At 61.1% G+C, this 18,743-nt stretch carries 18 protein-coding genes, 1 tRNA gene and 2 pseudogenes; 6 read left to right on the top strand and 15 right to left on the bottom strand.

What is annotated here, in order from left to right; all coding sequences use genetic code 11:
- The 9 genes and pseudogenes from HGO40_RS17870 to HGO40_RS17830 all read right to left on the bottom strand — a co-directional run.
- Positions 1-75 (bottom strand): annotated as a pseudogene (locus tag HGO40_RS17870) (hypothetical protein); the annotation flags it as partial.
- Between the two features lie 112 nt (positions 76-187).
- Positions 188-1,288, bottom strand: coding sequence for a redox-regulated ATPase YchF (gene ychF, locus HGO40_RS17865; protein ID WP_250964079.1), 1,101 nt, complete (start codon positions 1,286-1,288; stop codon positions 188-190).
- Between the two features lie 22 nt (positions 1,289-1,310).
- Positions 1,311-1,895, bottom strand: a complete 585-nt coding sequence (gene pth, locus HGO40_RS17860; protein ID WP_003185374.1) for an aminoacyl-tRNA hydrolase — start codon at positions 1,893-1,895, stop codon at positions 1,311-1,313.
- 166 nt (positions 1,896-2,061) lie between these two features.
- Entirely contained in the window at positions 2,062-2,664 is a 603-nt protein-coding gene (locus tag HGO40_RS17855) for a 50S ribosomal protein L25/general stress protein Ctc (RefSeq protein ID WP_060740648.1), read from the bottom strand.
- Between the two features lie 140 nt (positions 2,665-2,804).
- Positions 2,805-3,746, bottom strand: a complete 942-nt coding sequence (locus HGO40_RS17850; protein ID WP_003171603.1) for a ribose-phosphate pyrophosphokinase — start codon at positions 3,744-3,746, stop codon at positions 2,805-2,807.
- A 47-nt stretch (positions 3,747-3,793) separates the two neighbouring features.
- Positions 3,794-3,868 (bottom strand) — tRNA-Gln (locus HGO40_RS17845).
- Between the two features lie 37 nt (positions 3,869-3,905).
- Positions 3,906-4,757 carry a 4-(cytidine 5'-diphospho)-2-C-methyl-D-erythritol kinase gene (ispE, locus tag HGO40_RS17840; RefSeq protein ID WP_250964078.1) on the bottom strand — a complete coding sequence of 284 codons (852 nt, stop codon included), beginning with the start codon at positions 4,755-4,757 and terminating at the stop codon, positions 3,906-3,908.
- A gap of 1 nt (position 4,758) precedes the next feature.
- The gene (lolB, locus tag HGO40_RS17835) at positions 4,759-5,376 is read right to left on the bottom strand and encodes a lipoprotein insertase outer membrane protein LolB (protein ID WP_250964077.1); all 618 of its coding nucleotides are present in this window, start codon (positions 5,374-5,376) and stop codon (positions 4,759-4,761) included.
- A gap of 4 nt (positions 5,377-5,380) precedes the next feature.
- Entirely contained in the window at positions 5,381-7,105 is a 1,725-nt protein-coding gene (locus HGO40_RS17830; RefSeq protein WP_250964076.1) for a tetratricopeptide repeat protein, read from the bottom strand.
- A 172-nt stretch (positions 7,106-7,277) separates the two neighbouring features.
- Here HGO40_RS17830 and hemA point away from each other — a divergent pair, with 172 nt between their 5' ends.
- From hemA to HGO40_RS17800, 6 genes are all read left to right on the top strand, one after another.
- Positions 7,278-8,567, top strand: coding sequence for a glutamyl-tRNA reductase (hemA, locus tag HGO40_RS17825; RefSeq protein WP_250964075.1), 1,290 nt, complete (start codon positions 7,278-7,280; stop codon positions 8,565-8,567).
- Positions 8,564-9,646 (top strand): peptide chain release factor 1, encoded by a 1,083-nt coding sequence (gene prfA / locus HGO40_RS17820; RefSeq protein WP_250964074.1) that lies wholly within the window; start codon positions 8,564-8,566, stop codon positions 9,644-9,646. Before hemA ends, prfA begins: the two co-directional genes overlap by 4 nt.
- A gap of 14 nt (positions 9,647-9,660) precedes the next feature.
- Positions 9,661-10,491 carry a peptide chain release factor N(5)-glutamine methyltransferase gene (gene prmC, locus HGO40_RS17815; RefSeq protein ID WP_250964073.1) on the top strand — a complete coding sequence of 277 codons (831 nt, stop codon included), beginning with the start codon at positions 9,661-9,663 and terminating at the stop codon, positions 10,489-10,491.
- Complete coding sequence (locus HGO40_RS17810; protein ID WP_250964072.1) at positions 10,485-11,240, top strand: molybdopterin-synthase adenylyltransferase MoeB; 756 nt, start codon at positions 10,485-10,487, stop codon at positions 11,238-11,240. Before prmC ends, HGO40_RS17810 begins: the two co-directional genes overlap by 7 nt.
- Complete coding sequence (gene murI, locus HGO40_RS17805) at positions 11,233-12,024, top strand: glutamate racemase (RefSeq protein WP_250964071.1); 792 nt, start codon at positions 11,233-11,235, stop codon at positions 12,022-12,024. The genes HGO40_RS17810 and murI overlap by 8 nt, the downstream gene beginning before the upstream one ends.
- Positions 12,025-12,138: 114 nt before the next feature.
- Entirely contained in the window at positions 12,139-12,657 is a 519-nt protein-coding gene (locus HGO40_RS17800; RefSeq protein ID WP_186705011.1) for an acyloxyacyl hydrolase, read from the top strand.
- 134 nt (positions 12,658-12,791) lie between these two features.
- Here the strand turns inward: HGO40_RS17800 and HGO40_RS17795 are convergent, their stop codons facing one another.
- From HGO40_RS17795 to HGO40_RS17770, 6 genes and pseudogenes are all read right to left on the bottom strand, one after another.
- Complete coding sequence (locus HGO40_RS17795; RefSeq protein WP_250964070.1) at positions 12,792-13,097, bottom strand: YkgJ family cysteine cluster protein; 306 nt, start codon at positions 13,095-13,097, stop codon at positions 12,792-12,794.
- A 27-nt stretch (positions 13,098-13,124) separates the two neighbouring features.
- A complete protein-coding gene (locus HGO40_RS17790; protein ID WP_250964069.1) occupies positions 13,125-13,898 on the bottom strand; it encodes an SDR family NAD(P)-dependent oxidoreductase in 774 nt (257 codons plus the stop codon).
- Between the two features lie 121 nt (positions 13,899-14,019).
- Positions 14,020-15,471, bottom strand: a pseudogene (phrB, locus tag HGO40_RS17785) (deoxyribodipyrimidine photo-lyase).
- A gap of 12 nt (positions 15,472-15,483) precedes the next feature.
- A complete protein-coding gene (locus HGO40_RS17780) occupies positions 15,484-16,428 on the bottom strand; it encodes a MerR family transcriptional regulator (protein ID WP_250964068.1) in 945 nt (314 codons plus the stop codon).
- On the bottom strand, positions 16,428-17,390 hold the full coding sequence (locus HGO40_RS17775; protein WP_250964067.1) for a YbgA family protein: 963 nt from the start codon (positions 17,388-17,390) through the stop codon (positions 16,428-16,430). Before HGO40_RS17775 ends, HGO40_RS17780 begins: the two co-directional genes overlap by 1 nt.
- A 176-nt stretch (positions 17,391-17,566) precedes the next feature.
- Entirely contained in the window at positions 17,567-18,553 is a 987-nt protein-coding gene (locus HGO40_RS17770; protein WP_186705017.1) for an NAD(P)/FAD-dependent oxidoreductase, read from the bottom strand.
- Positions 18,554-18,743: the final 190 nt, after the last annotated feature.

Raw genomic sequence — 18,743 nt, 5'->3', positions numbered from 1 at the left:
CTTGCCAGAGGAGGAAACGCTGGCGCCGTGGGTCAGGTGACCGCCGTGGGCCAGGCTCATGCCCAGGATGGTGTCGCGCGGGGGGCCGGCGCGCGCGCGCCCCCCGCGGGGGGGGTCCAGCTTGGAGCTGCCACGCGATGGGGGCTGAGGACTTTGATCGCCTCCAATGACCTGATGCGAAAAAACGTCAGACGTTGAAGCGGAAATGCATAACGTCGCCATCCTTGACGATGTATTCCTTACCTTCCAAACGCCATTTACCCGCTTCCTTGGCGCCTGCTTCGCCCTTGTACTGGATGAAATCCGAGTAGGCGATGACTTCGGCGCGGATGAAGCCTTTCTCGAAGTCGGTATGGATCACGCCAGCGGCTTGCGGTGCAGTAGCACCGACGCGGACGGTCCATGCGCGGACTTCTTCAACGCCAGCGGTGAAGTAGGTCTGCAGGTGGAGCATCTCGTAGCCCGCGCGGATCACGCGGTTCAGGCCAGGCTCTTCCAGGCCGAGGGCCTCGAGGAACATGTCTTTCTCTTCACCGTCGTCCAGCTCGGCAATTTCCGCTTCGATCTTGTTGCAGACCGGCACGACCATGGCGCCTTCTTCTTCGGCGATGGCCCTGACCACGTCCAGGTGCGGGTTGTTCTCGAAACCGTCTTCAGCGACGTTGGCGATGTACATGACCGGTTTGGTGGTCAGCAGGTGGAAGCCCTTGATCACCAACTTCTCGTCAGTGCTCATGTTCATCATCAGGCTGCGTGCAGGCTTGCCTTCGGTGAAGTGGGCGATCAACTGCTCCAGCAGGCCTTTCTGGACGACCGCGTCCTTGTCGCCGCCCTTGGCGTTGCGGGCGACTTTCTGCAGTTGTTTTTCACAGCTGTCGAGGTCGGCGAAAATCAGTTCCAGGTCGATGATTTCGATGTCGCGTTTCGGGTCGACGCTGTTGGAGACGTGAATCACGTTCTCGTCTTCGAAGCAGCGCACGACGTGGGCGATGGCATCGGTTTCACGAATGTTGGCCAAAAACTTGTTGCCCAGGCCTTCACCTTTCGACGCACCGGCCACGAGGCCGGCGATGTCGACGAATTCCATAGTAGTCGGCAGGATGCGCTTGGGGTTGACGATCGCCGCCAAGGCTTCCAGGCGCGGATCGGGCTTCGGTACGATGCCGCTGTTCGGCTCGATGGTGCAGAAGGGGAAGTTCTCGGCCGCGATACCGGATTTGGTCAGGGCGTGGACCAGGGTGGACTTGCCGACGTTAGGCAGGCCGACGATGCCGCAATTGAATCCCATGGTGTTTCCCCTCGGATAAGTGTCAGGCCTTCTGGCTGTGCAGGTTTTTCATCGCACGGTTCCATTCACCGGCGAGGATATCCGGCAGCACGCCGAGGGCAAAGTCGATGCTGGCATCGAGTTTTTCCTGTTCGGCGCGAGGCGCACGACCCAGGACAAAGTTTGAAACCATACTGGCAACGCCCGGGTGGCCGATGCCGAGCCGCAGGCGGTGAAAGGTATTCTGATTACCCAGTTGCGCGATGATGTCGCGCAAGCCGTTGTGACCGCCATGGCCGCCGCCTTGCTTGAGCTTGGCAACGCCCGGAGGCAGGTCGAGTTCGTCGTGGGCCACCAGGATTTCTTCAGGCTTGATGCGGAAGAAACCGGCCAATGCCGCCACGGCCTGGCCGCTGCGGTTCATGTAGGTGGTGGGAATCAACAGGCGAACATCCTGACCCTGGTGCGAGAAGCGCCCGGTCAGGCCGAAATACTTGCGATCGGCGGCCAGGCTGACGCCTTGTGCGTGCGCGATGCGCTCAACAAAAAGGGCCCCTGCGTTATGCCGGGTCTGTTCGTATTCAGCGCCTGGATTTCCCAGGCCAACGATCAGTTTAATGGCAGTCACGATAGGGGCCCTTCCTGGAGTGTGGATAACAATGTCGCAATCAGGCGGTGTTGCGACAGTGGACGAAAATGGCGGATTTACCGTTAAGTAAACTTCGCGTTCTCGCCCGCTGTCTCGCTACGTTCCAGTCCGCGATGTTTCCGGTCACTCCGGCGACAGAGTGATATTACTCTGCAGCGCCTTCTTCAGTGGCTTCTGGAGCAACACGTGGAGCGTGGACGTTGGCAACAGCCTTGTCATCGCCGTGTGCCAGAGCAACAAACTCAACGCCTTTAGGGGCCTTGAGGTCGGACAGGTGAATGATCGTGCCGACTTCGGCGTCAGCCAGGTCGACTTCGATGAATTCAGGCAGGTCTTTCGGCAGGCAGGACACTTCCAGCTCGGAAGTCACGTGCGAGATCTCGCCGCCTTTCTTGACCGGGGCAGCTTCGTTGATGAAGTGCACTGGAACAACAGCAGTCAGCTTCTGACCGGCAACAACGCGGACGAAGTCAGCGTGCATCACGTGGCCTTTGGCCGGGTGACGCTGCAGGGCTTTGATCACGACGTTTTGCTTGGTGCCGCCAACGTTCAGCTCGATGATGTGGCTGTAGGCCGCTTCGTTTTCGAGCAGTTTGGCAACTTCTTTGGCCAGCATGCTGATGGACTCAGGGGCTTTGTCGCCACCGTAGACTACAGCTGGAACCAGGCTTGCGAGACGACGCAGGCGGCGGCTCGCACCTTTCCCCAGGTCGGAACGCACTTCAGCATTCAGAGTAAAATCGTTCATGTTGTATCTCCAAAATAGCCATTTCCGAATGACGTCTGCGACCGACGCCAAAGCGGTATGGGCAAAAAAGCCCCGCCCCAACATGAGTGTTGGGGCGGGGCGCTTTTCGTCAACGAGATCTTCTGGAAAGGGCAGGGCCCTTAACGGAACATCGCACTGATCGATTCTTCATTGCTGATGCGGCGAACCGCTTCGGCAACTACCGGTGCGATATCCAGTTGGCGGATACGCGCACAGGCTTGTGCTGCAGCGGACAGCGGGATGGTGTTGGTCACCACCAGCTCGTCCAGCACGGAATTTTCAATGTTCTCGATCGCTCGACCCGACAGCACAGGGTGTGTGCAGTAGGCAAAGACCTTGGCAGCGCCATGCTCTTTCAGGGCCTTGGCCGCGTGGCACAGGGTGCCGGCGGTATCGACCATGTCATCGACCAGGATACAGGTGCGCCCTTCGACGTCGCCGATGATATGCATCACTTCGGAGTGATTGGCTTTCTCACGACGTTTGTCGATGATACCCAGATCCACTCCCAGGGATTTGGCAACAGCCCGTGCACGCACGACGCCACCAATGTCCGGGGACACGATCATCAGGTTTTCGAAGCGCTGATCTTCAATATCATCCACCAGGACCGGGGAACCGTAGATGTTATCCACGGGGATATCGAAGAAACCCTGGATCTGGTCAGCATGCAAATCAACCGTGAGGACACGGTCGATGCCGACTACGGTCAGCATATCAGCCACGACTTTCGCGCTGATCGCCACACGTGCGGAACGCGGACGGCGATCCTGACGGGCATAACCAAAGTAAGGAATAACAGCAGTGATACGAGTAGCCGAGGAACGGCGGAAGGCATCAGCCATCACGACGAGTTCCATCAGGTTATCGTTGGTCGGAGCGCAAGTCGGCTGAATAATGAAGACGTCTTTACCGCGAACGTTTTCATTGATCTCGGCAGTGATTTCGCCATCGGAGAACTTACCGACAGAAATGTCACCGAGAGGGATATGCAGCTGACGTACGACACGCCGAGCCAGATCGGGGTTAGCGTTCCCCGTAAAGACCATCATCTTGGACACGCGCAGTACCTGAAGGCTGAGGGTATACCTGGATGAGTATAGGAAAATGGCAGGGGCGGCTGGATTCGAACCAACGCATGGCAGGATCAAAACCTGCTGCCTTACCGCTTGGCGACGCCCCTGTATCTGTTGCTGCGAGTGCCCAGCACTCGATTCCTTTTAGAGCAGGTCTTGCAGCTTGCGATGCAACATCGAAACGTTGCTTCCTTTTGCTACAAACCCTGTAAGGGTCTCTGTCAGAAGGGCCGAGACTTTATCAGCTTCAGCTTTGCTTGGGAAGCCCCCAAACACACAACTTCCAGTTCCGGTGAGTTTTGCTTCGGTAAATTTACCTAACAAATTCAAAGCGTTACGAACATCTGGATAACGCCTTGCTACCACCGCTAAGCAGTCATTTCGACTGTTTCCCTTGGGAACGGGGCGCACTTTAATGGGAGGAGAGTTACGTGTCAACAGCGGATCTGAAAAAATTTCTGCTGTACTTACAGAGACTTGCGGCACCAGCACCACGTAGCAGGGTTCTTCGGGTTCCACCGGGGTGAGTTTTTCCCCAACGCCCTCGGCAAAAGCGGCGTGGCCACGCACGAAAACCGGCACGTCGGCGCCCAGGGAAAGGCCCAGCGCCGCGAGGCGAGCGATGTCCCAGTCCATCTGCCACAAGTGATTGAGGCCCAGTAATGTCGTCGCCGCATTCGAGCTGCCGCCACCAATGCCGCCGCCCATGGGCAGGATTTTTTCGATCCAGATATCGATGCCTAGCGCACAACCGGATTGCGCCTGGAGTTTTTGCGCGGCCTTGACGATCAGGTTGCTGTCGTGGGGGACGCCTTCGAATTCGGTGTGCAGGCGAATCACGCCGTCGTCGCGCACGGCAAAGGTGATCTCGTCGCCGTAGTCCAGGAACTGAAAAATCGTCTGCAACTCGTGGTAGCCGTCCGGGCGGCGGCCGAGGATGTGCAGCATCAGGTTGAGCTTGGCCGGAGAGGGCAGGGTCAGGCGTGCAGCGGTCATGTCATTGCCCCAGCTTGCGCGGCTGCCATTGCTTGATCACCAGTGTGACGTCGAGGTTGCTGCCGTGCAGCTTGATGCGTTCGGGCAGCCAGTAGCCGTTCTGCTGGGCATAACTGAGGTATTCGATCTGCCAGTCGTCCTGTTCCAGGTTGGACAGGCGGCTGACGGCGTCGAGTGTCAGGCGACTTTTACTGTCCGGTGCCGGCAATCCACGAACCCACCAGGTCAGGTGGGAAACCGGCAGTTTCCAGCCCAGTTGTTCTTCCAGCAGCGCGTCGGGGCTGGGCGCCTCGTAGCGCCCCTGGTTGGCGACTTCCAGCGAAACCTGGCCCGGCCGGCCGGTCAGGCGGGCCGCACCGCGACCCAGCGGGCCCGACAGGCGAATATCGTAATAGTCCTGGCGTTGCAGCCAGAACAGCGTGCCACTGCCCGAGGCTTTCGGGGCGCGGATGCCGATCTTGCCGTCGATCTGCCAGCCGTCCAGGCCGCTCAGTTGCTGCTTGTGCTCGCGCCACTGGGCCTGGTTGCCCTGGCCGTGGACGGATTCACGGGCGCCGAAGCCCGCGCAACCGGCGAGCAGGGCAATGAAACTGAAAACGATGAGATGGCGCAAAAACATAATCTTAAAGAGTCTCGGATCCGGTCAGGCGTTTGATGGTGCTGCGCAAGATAGGGCTGTCGGGCTGATCCTTGAGGAATCGGCTCCAGATCTGCCGGGCTTCGCGTTGTTTGCCGTTGGCCCACAGGACCTCGCCCAGGTGAGCGGCGACTTCCTGGTCGGGAAAGCGCTCCAGGGCCTGGCGCACCAGGCGTTCGGCTTCGTCGAGATTACCCAGGCGGTAATTCACCCAGCCAAGGCTGTCGAGTACCGCCGGGTCTTCCGGATTGATCTGGTGGGCCTGGTCGATCAGCAGCTTGGCCTCGTCGTAGCGGGTGGTGCGATCCGACAACGTATAGCCCAGGGCGTTAAGGGCCATGGCGTTGTCCGGGTCACGCTGGATGATCAGGCGCAGGTCTTTTTCCATCTGGGCCAGGTCATTGCGTTTTTCCGCCAGCATGGCGCGGGTATACAGCAGGTTCAGATCGTCCGGGTATTGCTTCAAGGCTTGTTGCAGTACGTTCCAGGCCTTGTCGCCCTGATTGTTGGCCGACAGGGTTTCGGCTTCGATCAGGTACAGCTGGATCCCGTAGTCGGGCTGGGAATCACGTTGTACCGCGAGGCGGCTCTGGGCATCGGCGGTCTTGCCATTGCTGATCAGGATATCGGCCTGGCGCAACTGCGCCGGCAGATAATCGTTGCCCGGGCCGACCTGCGCGTACTCGATCAGTGCGCTCTCGGGGTCGTTGCGTTCCTCGGCGATGCGACCCAGGTTCAGGTGGGCCGAGTCGACATGGCTTTCCCGGGCGATCAGGTCTTCCAGATAACCCTTGGCCTCTTCCCAGGCCTTGGCTTCCAGGCAGACCAGCGCCAGGGAATAGCGCAACTCGTCGTCTTCCGGGTATTGCTGGACCAGGCTGGAGAACTCCACCTTGGCGTCGTCCATGCGGTTGTTTTCCACCAGCATGCGGGCGTAGGTGAGGCGCAGGCGCTGGTCGTCCGGATACTTCATGATGCTTTTTTGCAGCAGCGGCAGCGCTTCGTCGCCACGGTTCAAGCCTTGCAGCAGGCGTGCCCGTAACAGGATCGGCGCCACTTCGCCGGCTTCCGGCGGGTTGTCTTCCAGCAGGGTGAGGGCACCCTGGGCGTCACCGTCCTGTTGCAACAGCAGGGCCTTGCCGAAAATCAGCTGGCCGTTGTTCGGGTGGCGCTGCAACAGGCGATCGAAGCTTTTCATCAGGCCGTTGCGGGTTTCCTGGTCGGTATCGGCGGCGGACAGCGCCAGGAAATCGAAATGAGTGTCGCCCTTGCCCAGCAGGACTTTCTCCATATACACCATGGAGTCGTCGTAGCGCCCGGCCCGGGCCAACTGCACGGCGGCGGCGCGCTGCGCTTCGAGGTCGTACGGGGCATTCCTGGCCCAGATCAGCGCCGTATCGAGCGCGGGTTGGTCGGCGCCCAGGTATTCGGCAATGCGAAATGCCCGCTCGGAGATGCCCGGGTCCTGGGTATTGATGGCCTGGGTCACGTAGTTGTCCAGCGCAATGTCGAAGCGATTGCGCTGGCCTGCCAGTTCGGCGCTCAACAGGCTGAAGATGGTTTCTTCGCTGAAGGAGCCGTAGACCTTGGGTTTTTCAGGGGCCTGCACGCTGTCTTCGACGGGCGGCGTACCGTCCGTCGAAACGGGGGCCATGGACTGGCAGCCGCTGAGCACGGCGAGGGCGAGGAGCAACGCGGAAGATCTATTCATATAGGAAGAGGACGACTAACCTGCGGTCGGATCATCATGACACAAGCCTTGGGGCAAACATAACCGCCCCGTCGATTTACCCTCCAGGGCCAGGCGATAGAGATGGAGTAGTTGTTCTGGATCTGACGAAGTAGGACAATTGCCGGCTTCACGTCACCATCAGCGACCTTGAATGGCCTTCCTTGCACTCGGTATCAACCACAAGACTGCTTCAGTAGACGTCCGCGAGCGCGTGGCCTTTACGCCTGAGCAGCTGGTCGAGGCCTTGCAGCAGCTCTGCCGACTGACCGACAGCCGCGAAGCTGCGATCCTCTCCACCTGCAATCGCAGCGAGCTCTATATAGAACAGGATCACGTTTCGTCCGATTCAGTGCTGCGCTGGTTGGCCGAATACCATGATTTGAGCCTTGAAGAGCTGCGCGCCAGTGCCTATGTGCATGAAGACGATGCGGCCGTTCGTCACATGATGCGCGTCGCCTCGGGGCTCGATTCGCTGGTGCTGGGCGAGCCACAGATTCTCGGCCAGATGAAGTCGGCCTACGCCGTGGCCCGCGAGGCCGGCACCGTCGGCCCGCTGCTGGGGCGCCTGTTCCAGGCGACGTTCAACGCCGCCAAACAGGTGCGCACCGACACGGCCATTGGCGAGAACCCGGTGTCCGTGGCGTTTGCCGCGGTCAGCCTGGCGAAACAGATTTTCAGTGATTTGCAACGCAGCCAGGCGCTGCTGATCGGCGCCGGCGAGACCATCACCCTGGTCGCTCGCCATCTCCATGACCTGGGTGTGAAACGTATCGTCGTTGCCAACCGCACCCTGGAACGGGCCAGTACCCTGGCCGAACAGTTCGGTGCCCATGCGGTGCTGTTGTCGGACATTCCCGCCGAGTTGGTGCACAGCGACATCGTCATCAGTTCCACCGCCAGCCAGTTGCCGATTCTTGGCAAGGGCGCCGTGGAAAGTGCCCTGAAGCTGCGCAAGCACAAGCCGATTTTCATGGTGGACATCGCCGTTCCCCGGGACATCGAGCCGGAAGTCGGCGAGTTGGATGACGTTTACCTCTACAGCGTCGACGACTTGCACGAGGTGGTTGCCGAGAACCTCAAGAGCCGGCAGGGCGCGGCCCAGGCGGCGGAGGAAATGATCAGCGTCGGCGCCGAGGACTTCATGGTGCGCCTGCGCGAGCTGGCTGCGGTGGATGTGCTCAAGGCGTATCGTCAACAGAGCGAGCGCCTGCGCGACGAGGAACTGCAAAAGGCCCAGCGCCTGCTGGCCAACGGCGGCAGTGCCGAAGAGGTGCTGGTGCAACTGGCCCGCGGCCTGACCAACAAGTTGCTCCCTGCCCCCAGTGTCCAGCTCAAGAAGCTGACCGCCGAGGGCCGCCTCGATGCGCTGGCCATGGCCCAGGAACTCTTTGCCCTCGGTGAGGGCTCACCGGATAGCTTTTCGGATAAAAAACCGCAATGAAAGCGTCACTGCTCAACAAGCTGGACATCCTCCAGGACCGTTTCGAAGAACTGACCGCCTTGCTGGGCGATGGCGAAGTCATTTCCGACCAGAACAAATTCCGCACCTATTCCAAGGAATACGCGGAAGTCGAGCCGATTGTCGCCACCTATAAACAGCTGCTTAAAGTGCAGGGCGATCTCGAAGGCGCCCAGGCGCTGCTCAAGGACAGCGACCCGGACATGCGCGAAATGGCCGTGGAGGAAGTCCGCGAAGCCAAGGAACAACTGCTCGAACTGGAAAGCAGCCTGCAACGCATGTTGCTGCCCAAGGACCCGAATGACGGGCGCAACGTGTTCCTGGAGATCCGTGCCGGCACCGGCGGCGACGAGGCGGCGATTTTTTCTGGCGACCTGTTCCGCATGTATTCGCGTTATGCCGAGCGTCGCGGTTGGCGGGTGGAAATTCTCTCGGAGAACGAGGGCGAACACGGCGGCTATAAAGAAGTCATCGCCCGGGTCGAGGGCGACAATGTCTACGGCAAGCTGAAGTTCGAATCCGGCGCCCACCGCGTGCAACGCGTGCCGGCCACCGAATCCCAGGGACGCATCCACACCTCTGCCTGCACCGTGGCGGTATTGCCTGAGCCGGACGAGCAGGAAGCCATCGAGATCAACCCGGCGGACCTGCGGGTCGACACGTACCGTTCCTCCGGCGCGGGCGGCCAGCACGTCAACAAGACCGACTCGGCGATCCGTATCACGCACTTGCCCTCGGGCATCGTGGTCGAGTGCCAGGAAGAACGTTCCCAGCACAAGAACCGTGCGCGGGCCATGGCCTGGTTGTCGGCCAAGCTCAACGACCAACAGACCAGTGCCGCCGCCAACGCCATCGCCAGCGAGCGCAAGTTGCTGGTGGGCTCGGGCGATCGTTCCGAGCGGATCCGTACCTACAACTTCGCCCAGGGCCGGGTCACCGACCATCGCGTCAACCTGACCCTGTATTCCCTGGACGAGATACTTGCCGGTGGTGTCGATGCGGTGATCGAGCCGTTGTTGGCCGAATACCAGGCCGACCAATTGGCGGCGATTGGCGAGTAAGCACAGGTGAATAAATGACGATCATCGCCAGTCTGTTACGCGCCGCCGAACTGCCGGATTCACCCACGCCACGGCTGGACGCCGAGTTGTTGCTGGCCGCTGCCCTGGGCAAGTCCCGCAGCTTCCTGCACACCTGGCCCGAGCGGATCGTGCCCAGCGAGGCAGCGTTGCTGTTCTCCGAATACTTGCGGCGGCGGCGTTCCGGCGAGCCGGTGGCCTACATTCTCGGGCAACAGGGCTTCTGGAAGCTCGACCTGGAAGTCGCGCCCCATACCCTGATCCCGCGTCCCGACACCGAGCTGCTGGTGGAAACCGCGTTGGCCTTGTTGCTGGCGACACCGGCCCGGGTCCTGGACCTGGGCACCGGCAGCGGCGCGATTGCCCTGGCCTTGGCCAGCGCGCGCCCGGCCTGGAAGGTCACGGCGGTCGACCGGGTGTTGGAAGCCGTAGCCCTGGCCGAACGCAATCGCCAGCGCCTGGACCTGCGCAACGTCACGGTGTTGAGCAGCCACTGGTTCAGTGCTTTGGAAGGCGAGCGTTTCCAGTTGATCATCAGCAACCCGCCGTACATCGCGGCCAGCGATCCGCACCTGGCCGAGGGCGACGTGCGTTTCGAGCCGGCCAGTGCCTTGGTGGCCGGGCCCGACGGGCTCGATGATCTACGCCAGATCGTGGCCGAGGCCCCGGCTCACCTGGAACCGGGTGGCTGGGTGATGCTTGAGCACGGATACGATCAGGCCGAAGCGGTGCGCGATTTGCTGAGCGCCCAAGGTTTCACGCAAGTCCACAGCCGCAAGGACCTCGGCGCTCATGAGCGCATCAGCCTGGGGTGCCTGCCGTGCTGAACGATCAGGAGCTGTTGCGCTACAGCCGGCAGATTCTGTTGCAGCACGTCGACATCGACGGCCAGTTGCGTCTCAAGCAAAGCCGGGTGTTGATCATCGGGCTCGGCGGGCTCGGCGCCCCGGTGGCGTTGTACCTGGCTGCCGCTGGCGTGGGCGAGATGCACCTGGCGGATTTCGACAGCGTCGACCTGACCAACCTGCAACGCCAGATCATCCACGACACCGACAGCGTCGGCCTGAGCAAGGTCGATTCGGCGATGCGGCGCCTGGGGGCGATCAATCCCGAGGTTCGGCTGGTGCCTCACCGAGCGGCCATGGACGAAGACAGCCTGGCCGCGGCGGTCGGGGCGGTGGATGTGGTGCTCGACTGCTCGGACAATTTTTCGACCCGCGAAGCGGTGAACGCGGCCTGTGTCGCGGCGGGCAAGCCGCTGGTCAGCGGTGCGGCGATTCGCCTGGAAGGGCAGTTGTCGGTCTTCGACCCGCGCCGCCCCGAAAGCCCTTGCTACCACTGCCTCTACGGCCACGGCAGCGAAGCCGAGCTGACCTGCAGCGAAGCCGGTGTGATCGGGCCGCTGGTGGGCTTGGTGGGCAGCTTGCAAGCCCTTGAAGCCTTGAAGTTGCTCGCCGGCTTCGGTGAGCCGCTGGGGGGGCGCCTGCTGTTGATCGATGCCTTGGGTACACGGTTCCGTGAACTGCGGGTCAAGCGTGACCCAGGTTGCAGCGTCTGCGGTGATCCACATGAGTGAAGCGCCGGTTGGTGTGCTCGACTCGGGTGTCGGCGGGCTGTCGGTGCTGGGGGAGATCCGTCGACTGCTGCCCCATGAATCGCTGTTGTACGTGGCAGACTGTGGGCATATTCCCTACGGCGAGAAGACTCCGGAATACATCCGACAACGCTGCGCGATCATTGCTGACTTTCTCCTGGGCCAGGGCGCCAAGGCGCTGGTTGTTGCCTGCAACACCGCACCGGTGGCGGCCGTTGCCGACCTGCGCCGTGATTTTCCCCATTGGCCCATCGTTGGCATGGAGCCGGCGGTCAAGCCGGCAGCCGCCGCGACCCGCAGCGGTATCGTCGGCGTATTGGCCACCACCGGCACTTTGCAGAGTGCCAAGTTCGCCGCGTTGCTCGACCGTTTCGCCAGCGATGTGCGGGTCATCACGCAGCCGTGTCCGGGTTTGGTGGAACTGATCGAAACGGGTGACCTGCAAAGCCCTGCCCTGTATCAACTGCTGCAACAGTACATCGAGCCGTTGCTGGCGGCCGGCTGCGATACGCTGATCCTGGGGTGCACGCACTATCCGTTCCTCAAGCCATTGCTCGAGAGGATGATTCCTGAACATATCAGCCTCATCGACACGGGGGCGGCGGTGGCCCGGCAACTTCAACGCCTGTTGATTGAACGAGGGCTGCTGGCTGAAGGACCTGCCAGTGAAACGCACTTCTGGACGAGTGCCGATCCGATACATCTAAGAAAAATCCTACCGACGCTATGGCATTCGTCCGGCGTTGTGCGAAGCTTCGATCTGTAAAAAAAACGTGAAAATTATGTAATTCCTGCTGAACTTCTGTTTTAGCGTGGATTTCTATAGCTTTGAGTGTTTGTAACAAAATCTACTAAGTCTGTTCGGAAAAGGATGTTTCTAATGAAGCGCTTATTCTGCTTTGCCGCGTTTGCGGCTGCGTTGTTGGGGCACACTTACACTGCGCAGGCAGCGGGTGTGGAGTTTGGGGTGGGCCAGACCAGCGACTCGACCATGACCTATCGCCTGGGCATGCAGTTCGACTGGGACAAGAGTTGGTTGCAAAGTGACGTCGGCCGCCTGACCGGCTACTGGAGCGGCGCCTATACCTATTGGGACGGGGACGAAGCATCCAGCAACCACAGCCTGTCGTTCTCGCCCGTGTTCGTGTATGAATTTTCCGGCCAGAACGTGAAGCCTTATATCGAGGCGGGTGTCGGTGTGGCGTTGTTCGCCAATACCCAAGTGGAAGACAACAAGCTCGGCACGGCCTTCCAGTTCGAAGATCGCATCGGGTTCGGCCTGCGCTTCAATGGTGGGCATGAAGTGGGCATTCGCGCCACTCACTACTCCAACGCGGGTATCAAGTCGACCAACGACGGTGTGGAAAGTTACGCGCTGCATTACACGATGCCGTTGTAACAGCAGAAAAACTGTGGGAGCGAGCTTGCTCGCGATAGCGATCGACCAGCCACCCTGTACTGCCTGGTCCACCGTCATCGCGAGCAAGCTCGCTCCCACAGTGATATCCAGCAGAAATCAGTCAGATCATTCTGTTATCGATACGCCGTCGCAATGCCCTGGCGTTCTTCCAGGCATTCCGGTGCGCCCATCTCGAACTCGCGGCAGATCAGCGGGCGCTTTTCGTAGATGGTGCACATCATGCTGTCGCGATCCAGGGCCGCGCACCATCCGTCGTCAAGCCGCAGCATCACTTCCCCACCCCAATCGTCCGTGTCGATAAAACGCTCCGGGACCCCGGTGTCGGTGATCAGCATCACTTCCAACTGACAGCAGCACGCCGCGCACGTCGAGCACGTAACCGCCGGAGCCTGGATTTCACGGAGGGGGATGGTTTTCATGGCGCGCAGTGTAAGGCAATCGGCGGCTCAGGGGCGTCCCTTGATCGGATAGCCGTTTTTTGCCTGGCATGAGTCCGAGTCGGCCGGCAGGGGGTCGGTGGATGAAGGCAGGGGCCAGAGCGCGGTCATGGAGGCAATGGGGAGCGCAACTTCCCGGGGGCGTTCGACCAAATGATTCAGCACCTGTCGCGCCGCTTCCTCTGGCGACCAGTGGCGCGGGGCCGGGAAGCAATCGTCGGGCTCCAGCGATGGGCCGTCGAACCCCGGGTGCACCAACGTCACATCGATGCCGGCGGGGGCCAGTTCTGCCCGGGCCGACTCAAACAGATGACGCATCCCGTTGCCCCCCGCTTCGATTTGCGAAGGCGCCAGGTAGGTTGCCGGGCTGGCGATACCCACCAGGTGAGGTTCGATCCCGGCGCGTAACAAGGGCATTGCCACTTCGATGCAGAAACTGGCGGCGAGGAGGTTGCTGCGCACGATATGCTCGATCGATAGGTGATCGGCGGCTTGCCCGTCAACGTACTCAGTGGTCCCGGCATTGAGGATCACCTGATCCAGGGCGCCCCATTGTCGAGTGATGTGTTCGCCGATCTCGCGCACGGTCTGGCTGTCGGTCAAATTGCCGGGCACTGCCAGCACTTGTCCTGGATAACGTATCGAAAGGGGTTCGCACGATCGGGCCGAGCACGAACTGACTGCCAGGTAGGCACCTGACTCGAGTATCGCTTCAGCCAACGAAGCGCCGATTCCGTTGCTTGCCCCGGTAAGCCAATAGCGCCGTGGCGGTCGTAGACCCATTTCATGCTCCTTTCGCTTGCGCAGGGCTTGGATACACTGCTTCAGTCGAGCTCCTGCGATTAGTAGGACTATATGTCATCGGGCGAATAATGCATCCAGGAGGCCAGCAATTTAATGTTCGCTAATCGCCGGTCCCTTCAAGGGCTGCGTCCTGTCGCGTCGGCAGGTTTCTGAACGCTGCCAGCGCACGTGCCCGGGATTGGGCCAGATCAACAATCGGTGCCGGGTACGTTGTATTGCCAAACAATTCGCCTTGCACATTAGGGTGGTGGACACTTTGCTTATCGAGGTCGTTCAGTTCGGGTAACCAGCGCTTGATGAAAAGCCCGTCGCGGTCGAACTTTTCCGACTGGCTCAACGGGTTGAAGATACGGAACCAGGGCGCCGAATCGGTGCCGGTGGAGGCGCTCCACTGCCAGCCGCCATTGTTGGCGGCCAAGTCGCCATCAATCAGGTGCCGCATGAAAAAGCGCTCGCCTTCGCGCCAATCGATCAACAGGTTCTTGGTCAGGAACATGGCGACCACCATCCGCAAGCGATTGTGCATCCAGCCGGTCTCCAGCAATTGACGCATGGCCGCATCGATGATCGGCAAGCCGGTGCGTGCCTGTTTCCAGGCCTCCAGTTCCGCAGGAGCCTTGCGCCAGGCCAGCGCCTCGGTTTCCGGGCGGAACGCTCGGTGGCGTGATACCCGGGGGTAACCCACCAAAATGTGTTTATAGAACTCTCGCCAGAGCAATTCATTGATCCAGGTCACAACACCGGCACTTCAGCTTTCGAATTCTCCCTGGTTGGCTTGCAGCGCGGCATGCAGGCACTGTCGCGGCGACATCACCCCACCCACCAGGTCCGCCGAGAGTTGGCTGGTGCCGGGCCGGGCCGGGAAGTCCCGTTCGTGCTGGTAATCGTCGAGGTGCTGGTCGACAAAACTGTCCAGGCGCCGCCGGGCCTCGGTTTCACCGGCGGGCCAGAGGGCTCGCAATGCTTCACTGGGCGGGGCGAATCCATCGACTTGCATCGGCACCGGGTCGCGGGCAATGCCGGTGGGCGCCTGCCTCGGCGGAGTGGCGACCAGGCTCGGCAATGAGAAATGCAGGCGGTTGTAGCAGACCTTGCGGAACTGACTGAACACCTGGAAATAATTGCCGGTCTTGGTCAGTACGCTGCCGGGCTTGAACAGCAGTTGATCGAGGTGACTGTGAAACTCGATGCCCTGGTCATTCAAGGCATGGGCGACCTCGGCGTCGCGTCGCGTTTCATTCACGCCGTACTCTTCATTGACATGCACGGCGCTCACATTCAGTTCGCGACATAGCGTGAGCAATACGTGTGGCGCCTGGTGCCAATGCGCTGCCTCGCGGATCAAGAGTGGGACGTTCAATTCATCCAGGGCCGCGCTCAACGCGCCGAGGTTGCGCAGCCAGAAATCGATCTTGCACGGTGCGTCGTCGTGGGCGCGCCATTGCTCGGGGCTGGTCAGGTACACAGCCACGCAGGGCCCTTGGGCTGCGGCGGCCGCCAGGGCGGTGTTGTCGCGCAGGCGCAAGTCGCTGCGCAGCCAGATCAATCGCATGCTGTTTTTCATCTAAAGGAGTTCTCGGCGACTCAGTTCGCGGTGAGCCGATAGCGGGTCTTCGGCCCAGGACACCTCGATCATCGAGACGCCTGTGGATAGCCGGGCGTGGTGGATCGACGCGGCCGGGCCGGCAATGATGATAGGGCAATCAATTGCGCCCAGTAGCCTGGGCAGTTGGGACAGATTGAGGGCGTGACTGGAATACAGCAGGACGCCACGGGCCTTGAGGCGTTCGACCGCCAAGGCCAGCTCACCCGCCGGCAGCGGGCTGTCGAACACTTCCACCGGGCAGTCGGCGCTGCTGGCCAGCCAGGCGGTGAGCCACAGGTGCGGCTCCAGGGGTACGTCCGATTGATTGACCAGCAACAGGGGCACGCCGCGCAGCTGGCGGTTGTTGTGATAGATCCGGCTGCCGAACTTGCTGCGCAGCCACGAGTACAGGAAGACTCGTTCCAACTGCGCGCCGAACTGGCCTTGCCAGCGCAGGTGCAGGTCGGCCAGCAATGGCAGGAGCAATTGCTCGCACACGGTCCAGGGCGGATACAGCGCCATCGCCTGGTTGACCAGGTCGTCGATCTGGCGCTCGGCCAGTTGCGTCACCGCCAGCACCAGGGCGTGGCGCTGACGCTGCCAGTCGTTCTCTGCCGGCTGTGTGGTTTCGGTCGGCGCTGGCGTGTCCAGCAACGGCTTGATCTTGCTCACCGCAACGCCACGATCGATCCACGTGAGGATGTGCCGGATCCGTTGTACATGCTCGGCATTGAACAGTCGGTGACCCTTGGGTGTGCGGTGCGGCACGATCAGGCCGTACCGGCGCTCCCAGGCCCGTAGCGTGATGGCGTTGACCCCGGTCTGCCGGGCGACTTCGCGAATGGGCAGCCAGCCTTGGGCCAAGGCCTTGGCAAAATCGGCCCCCAGGTCTTCGCGGGCGCTGGCGTCGGGGTCGTGCTTCATTAGATAGCGTTTCGCAAGCTGAGGTTTTCCGGGTGCGGTTGCAGGTAGACCTGCTGCGCCAGGTAAGGATCGGGGTGCTGGCGCAGGTGATGCTTGAGCAACGTCAGCGGCACCACCAAGGGCACGATGCCGAGGCGATATTGCCCGATGAGGTGCTGCACCTCTTGTTTGTCCTCGGCGTCGATGTCGCGCTTGAGATACCCGCTCAGGTGTTGCAGCACATTGGTGTGGGTGCGGCGGGTGGCGCACTTCTTCAGGGCGGCCATCAATGCGCTGAAATAGCGTGGGCCTAGCTCGTTGGCATCGGCCTTGCCCATGGTGCCCAGCAGTTTGCCCAGGGCTTTGTACTGCTCCGGGTTGTGGGCCATGAGCAGGTATTTGTAGCGCGAGTGAAATTCGATCAGGTCGCGACGGGTCAGGCCCTGGCGGCGCAAGGATTGCCAAGCGGCATAGGCAAACACCCGGGTCAGGAAGTTTTCCCGTAGTACCGGGTCGTTGAGGCGACCGTCTTCCTCCACCGGCAGGTCGGGATGGCGTTCGCAAAAGGCCTTGGCATAGATGCCGCGCCCGCCGCCGTCCTGGGTCACGCCGTTGTGGTCATAGACCTTGACCCGCTCCAGTCCGCAGGAGGGCGATTTCTGCATGAAGATGTAGCCGCAGATGTCGTCCAGTTCACCCGCCATCTGCCGCCCGTAGTCGGCCAGTGGCCGGGTCACGTCGAGGTCGCGATTCACCGTGCCGAGCGCCTCGGGGTGTTCGGGGTCGCCCACCAGGCGGATCGGTTCCCGAGGAATGCCCAGGCCGATAGCGACTTCAGGGCACACCGACACGAAATCGAAATACTCAACGAGGGTGCGGCTGCACAATGGCGATTGCTTGTGCCCGCCATTGAAGCGAACTTCAGCCCCCATCAGGCAGGCGCTGATGGCGATTCTGGGTTTGGCGATGGCTGCTTTGGACATGGGCGACCTCTGATAGCTAAATCTTGTACAAATTATTTGATCTGTACAATATTTTCATCATAGGTCCGAATGTGTGCAAGTCAACCGGATTTATCCAAGGGGGTGACGCAATGAGTGTCGCAGGCAGGCTGCTGTCTCGTTCGACAGCAGCGGATGATGAGCGCTAACGCGCGATCTTACTGCAGGCTGGCATGCAGGCGGCGTGCTGCCTCCTGGCCGCTGAGCCATGCGCCTTCGACCCGGCCGGACAGGCACCAGTCGCCGCATACATACAGGCCCAGGTCGGCATCGGCCAGGGCGCCCCATTCATGGCTGCCGGCGGGGCGGGCGTAGAGCCAGCGATGGGCCACGCTGAAGCTCGGGGCGGGCATCGCACTGTGCAGCAGTTCAGCGAACGCGCCGTGCAGGTGTTCGATCACCGCTTCCTTGGACAGGTCGATGTGCTGCCGGCTCCAGTCGCTGGTGGCGTGCAGCACCCAAGTGTCGAGCTTGCTGTCGCGTCCCGGTTTGCTGCGGTTGCGTGCCAGCCAATCCAGCGGACTGTCCTGCACGAAGCAGCCCTCCATGGGCGTATCCAGCGGTGCTTCGAAAGCCAGCGCCACGGCCCAGGTCGGGTCCATCTTCACGCCGGCGGCCACCGCGGCCAGTTTCGGTACGGCCGCCAGCAATGCGGTGGCCTGGGGCGCGGGTGTGGCAATCACCACTTGGCCAAAGGGGCCATGGGTGAAACCTTCCGCGTCCTGCAGATGCCAATGTTCCTGGCCGCGGTACACCTCGGTGATCCGGCAGGAAAACTGCACTTGCAACTTGTCGAGCAAAGCGCGGGTGATGGCGCTCATGCGCGGGGTGCCGACCCAGCGGGTCTGCTCGTCCGGCGATGGGCTCAGTTGTCCATTCTGGAAGTTGTAGAGCTGCGGGTTCCATTCCGCGGCCCAGCCGTTGGCTTGCCAGCGCTGGACCTCCGTGACAAAGCGGCGGTCACGGGCGGTGAAGTATTGCGCGCCCATGTCCAGCGCGCCGGCATCGCTGCGCTTGCTCGACATGCGTCCGCCACTGCCATGGCTTTTATCGAAGAGTTGAACGACATGCCCGGCCTCCGTCAGGGCCTGGGCGGCTGAAAGTCCGGCGATGCCGGTGCCGATGATTGCGATAGGTACAGTCATGAGGGCCTCGTTTACCTTTCTGTACAGACTACGCCGTCGTTTAAACCTGTACAATCTGGGTTTTTGGTATAAGTTTTACCGTTCGCGTTTGGACAGGTTGTCCTATTGTTAAACACAGACCCTGTCCGATACGAAAAATCCCTACCTATAAAAATAGACTAATGGGCCGGGTAAAACGCGATGCGAGGAA

Origin of the sequence: Pseudomonas sp. CG7 (assembly GCF_023701885.1) — a bacterium.
Taxonomy (GTDB): domain Bacteria; phylum Pseudomonadota; class Gammaproteobacteria; order Pseudomonadales; family Pseudomonadaceae; genus Aquipseudomonas; species Aquipseudomonas zanjanensis.
The sequence above is the reverse complement of the archived record's forward strand: the minus strand, read 5'-3'. Positions and strand labels throughout refer to the sequence as shown.

What these genes read in the sequence shown, in the direction of transcription:
- ispE (WP_250964078.1), bottom strand. Translation starts at nt 4,757, where the DNA reads ATGACCGCTGCACGCCTGACCCTGCCCTCTCCGGCCAAGCTCAACCTG.
- HGO40_RS17795 (WP_250964070.1), bottom strand. Translation starts at nt 13,097, where the DNA reads ATGAAAACCATCCCCCTCCGTGAAATCCAGGCTCCGGCGGTTACGTGC.
- prmC (WP_250964073.1), top strand. Translation starts at nt 9,661, where the DNA reads ATGACGATCATCGCCAGTCTGTTACGCGCCGCCGAACTGCCGGATTCA.
- HGO40_RS17790 (WP_250964069.1), bottom strand. Translation starts at nt 13,898, where the DNA reads ATGGGTCTACGACCGCCACGGCGCTATTGGCTTACCGGGGCAAGCAAC.
- hemA (WP_250964075.1), top strand. Translation starts at nt 7,278, where the DNA reads ATGGCCTTCCTTGCACTCGGTATCAACCACAAGACTGCTTCAGTAGAC.
- ychF (WP_250964079.1), bottom strand. Translation starts at nt 1,288, where the DNA reads ATGGGATTCAATTGCGGCATCGTCGGCCTGCCTAACGTCGGCAAGTCC.
- HGO40_RS17780 (WP_250964068.1), bottom strand. Translation starts at nt 16,428, where the DNA reads ATGAAGCACGACCCCGACGCCAGCGCCCGCGAAGACCTGGGGGCCGAT.
- HGO40_RS17855 (WP_060740648.1), bottom strand. Translation starts at nt 2,664, where the DNA reads ATGAACGATTTTACTCTGAATGCTGAAGTGCGTTCCGACCTGGGGAAA.
- murI (WP_250964071.1), top strand. Translation starts at nt 11,233, where the DNA reads ATGAGTGAAGCGCCGGTTGGTGTGCTCGACTCGGGTGTCGGCGGGCTG.
- HGO40_RS17830 (WP_250964076.1), bottom strand. Translation starts at nt 7,105, where the DNA reads ATGAATAGATCTTCCGCGTTGCTCCTCGCCCTCGCCGTGCTCAGCGGC.
- HGO40_RS17775 (WP_250964067.1), bottom strand. Translation starts at nt 17,390, where the DNA reads ATGTCCAAAGCAGCCATCGCCAAACCCAGAATCGCCATCAGCGCCTGC.
- lolB (WP_250964077.1), bottom strand. Translation starts at nt 5,376, where the DNA reads ATGTTTTTGCGCCATCTCATCGTTTTCAGTTTCATTGCCCTGCTCGCC.
- prfA (WP_250964074.1), top strand. Translation starts at nt 8,564, where the DNA reads ATGAAAGCGTCACTGCTCAACAAGCTGGACATCCTCCAGGACCGTTTC.
- HGO40_RS17800 (WP_186705011.1), top strand. Translation starts at nt 12,139, where the DNA reads ATGAAGCGCTTATTCTGCTTTGCCGCGTTTGCGGCTGCGTTGTTGGGG.
- HGO40_RS17770 (WP_186705017.1), bottom strand. Translation starts at nt 18,553, where the DNA reads ATGACTGTACCTATCGCAATCATCGGCACCGGCATCGCCGGACTTTCA.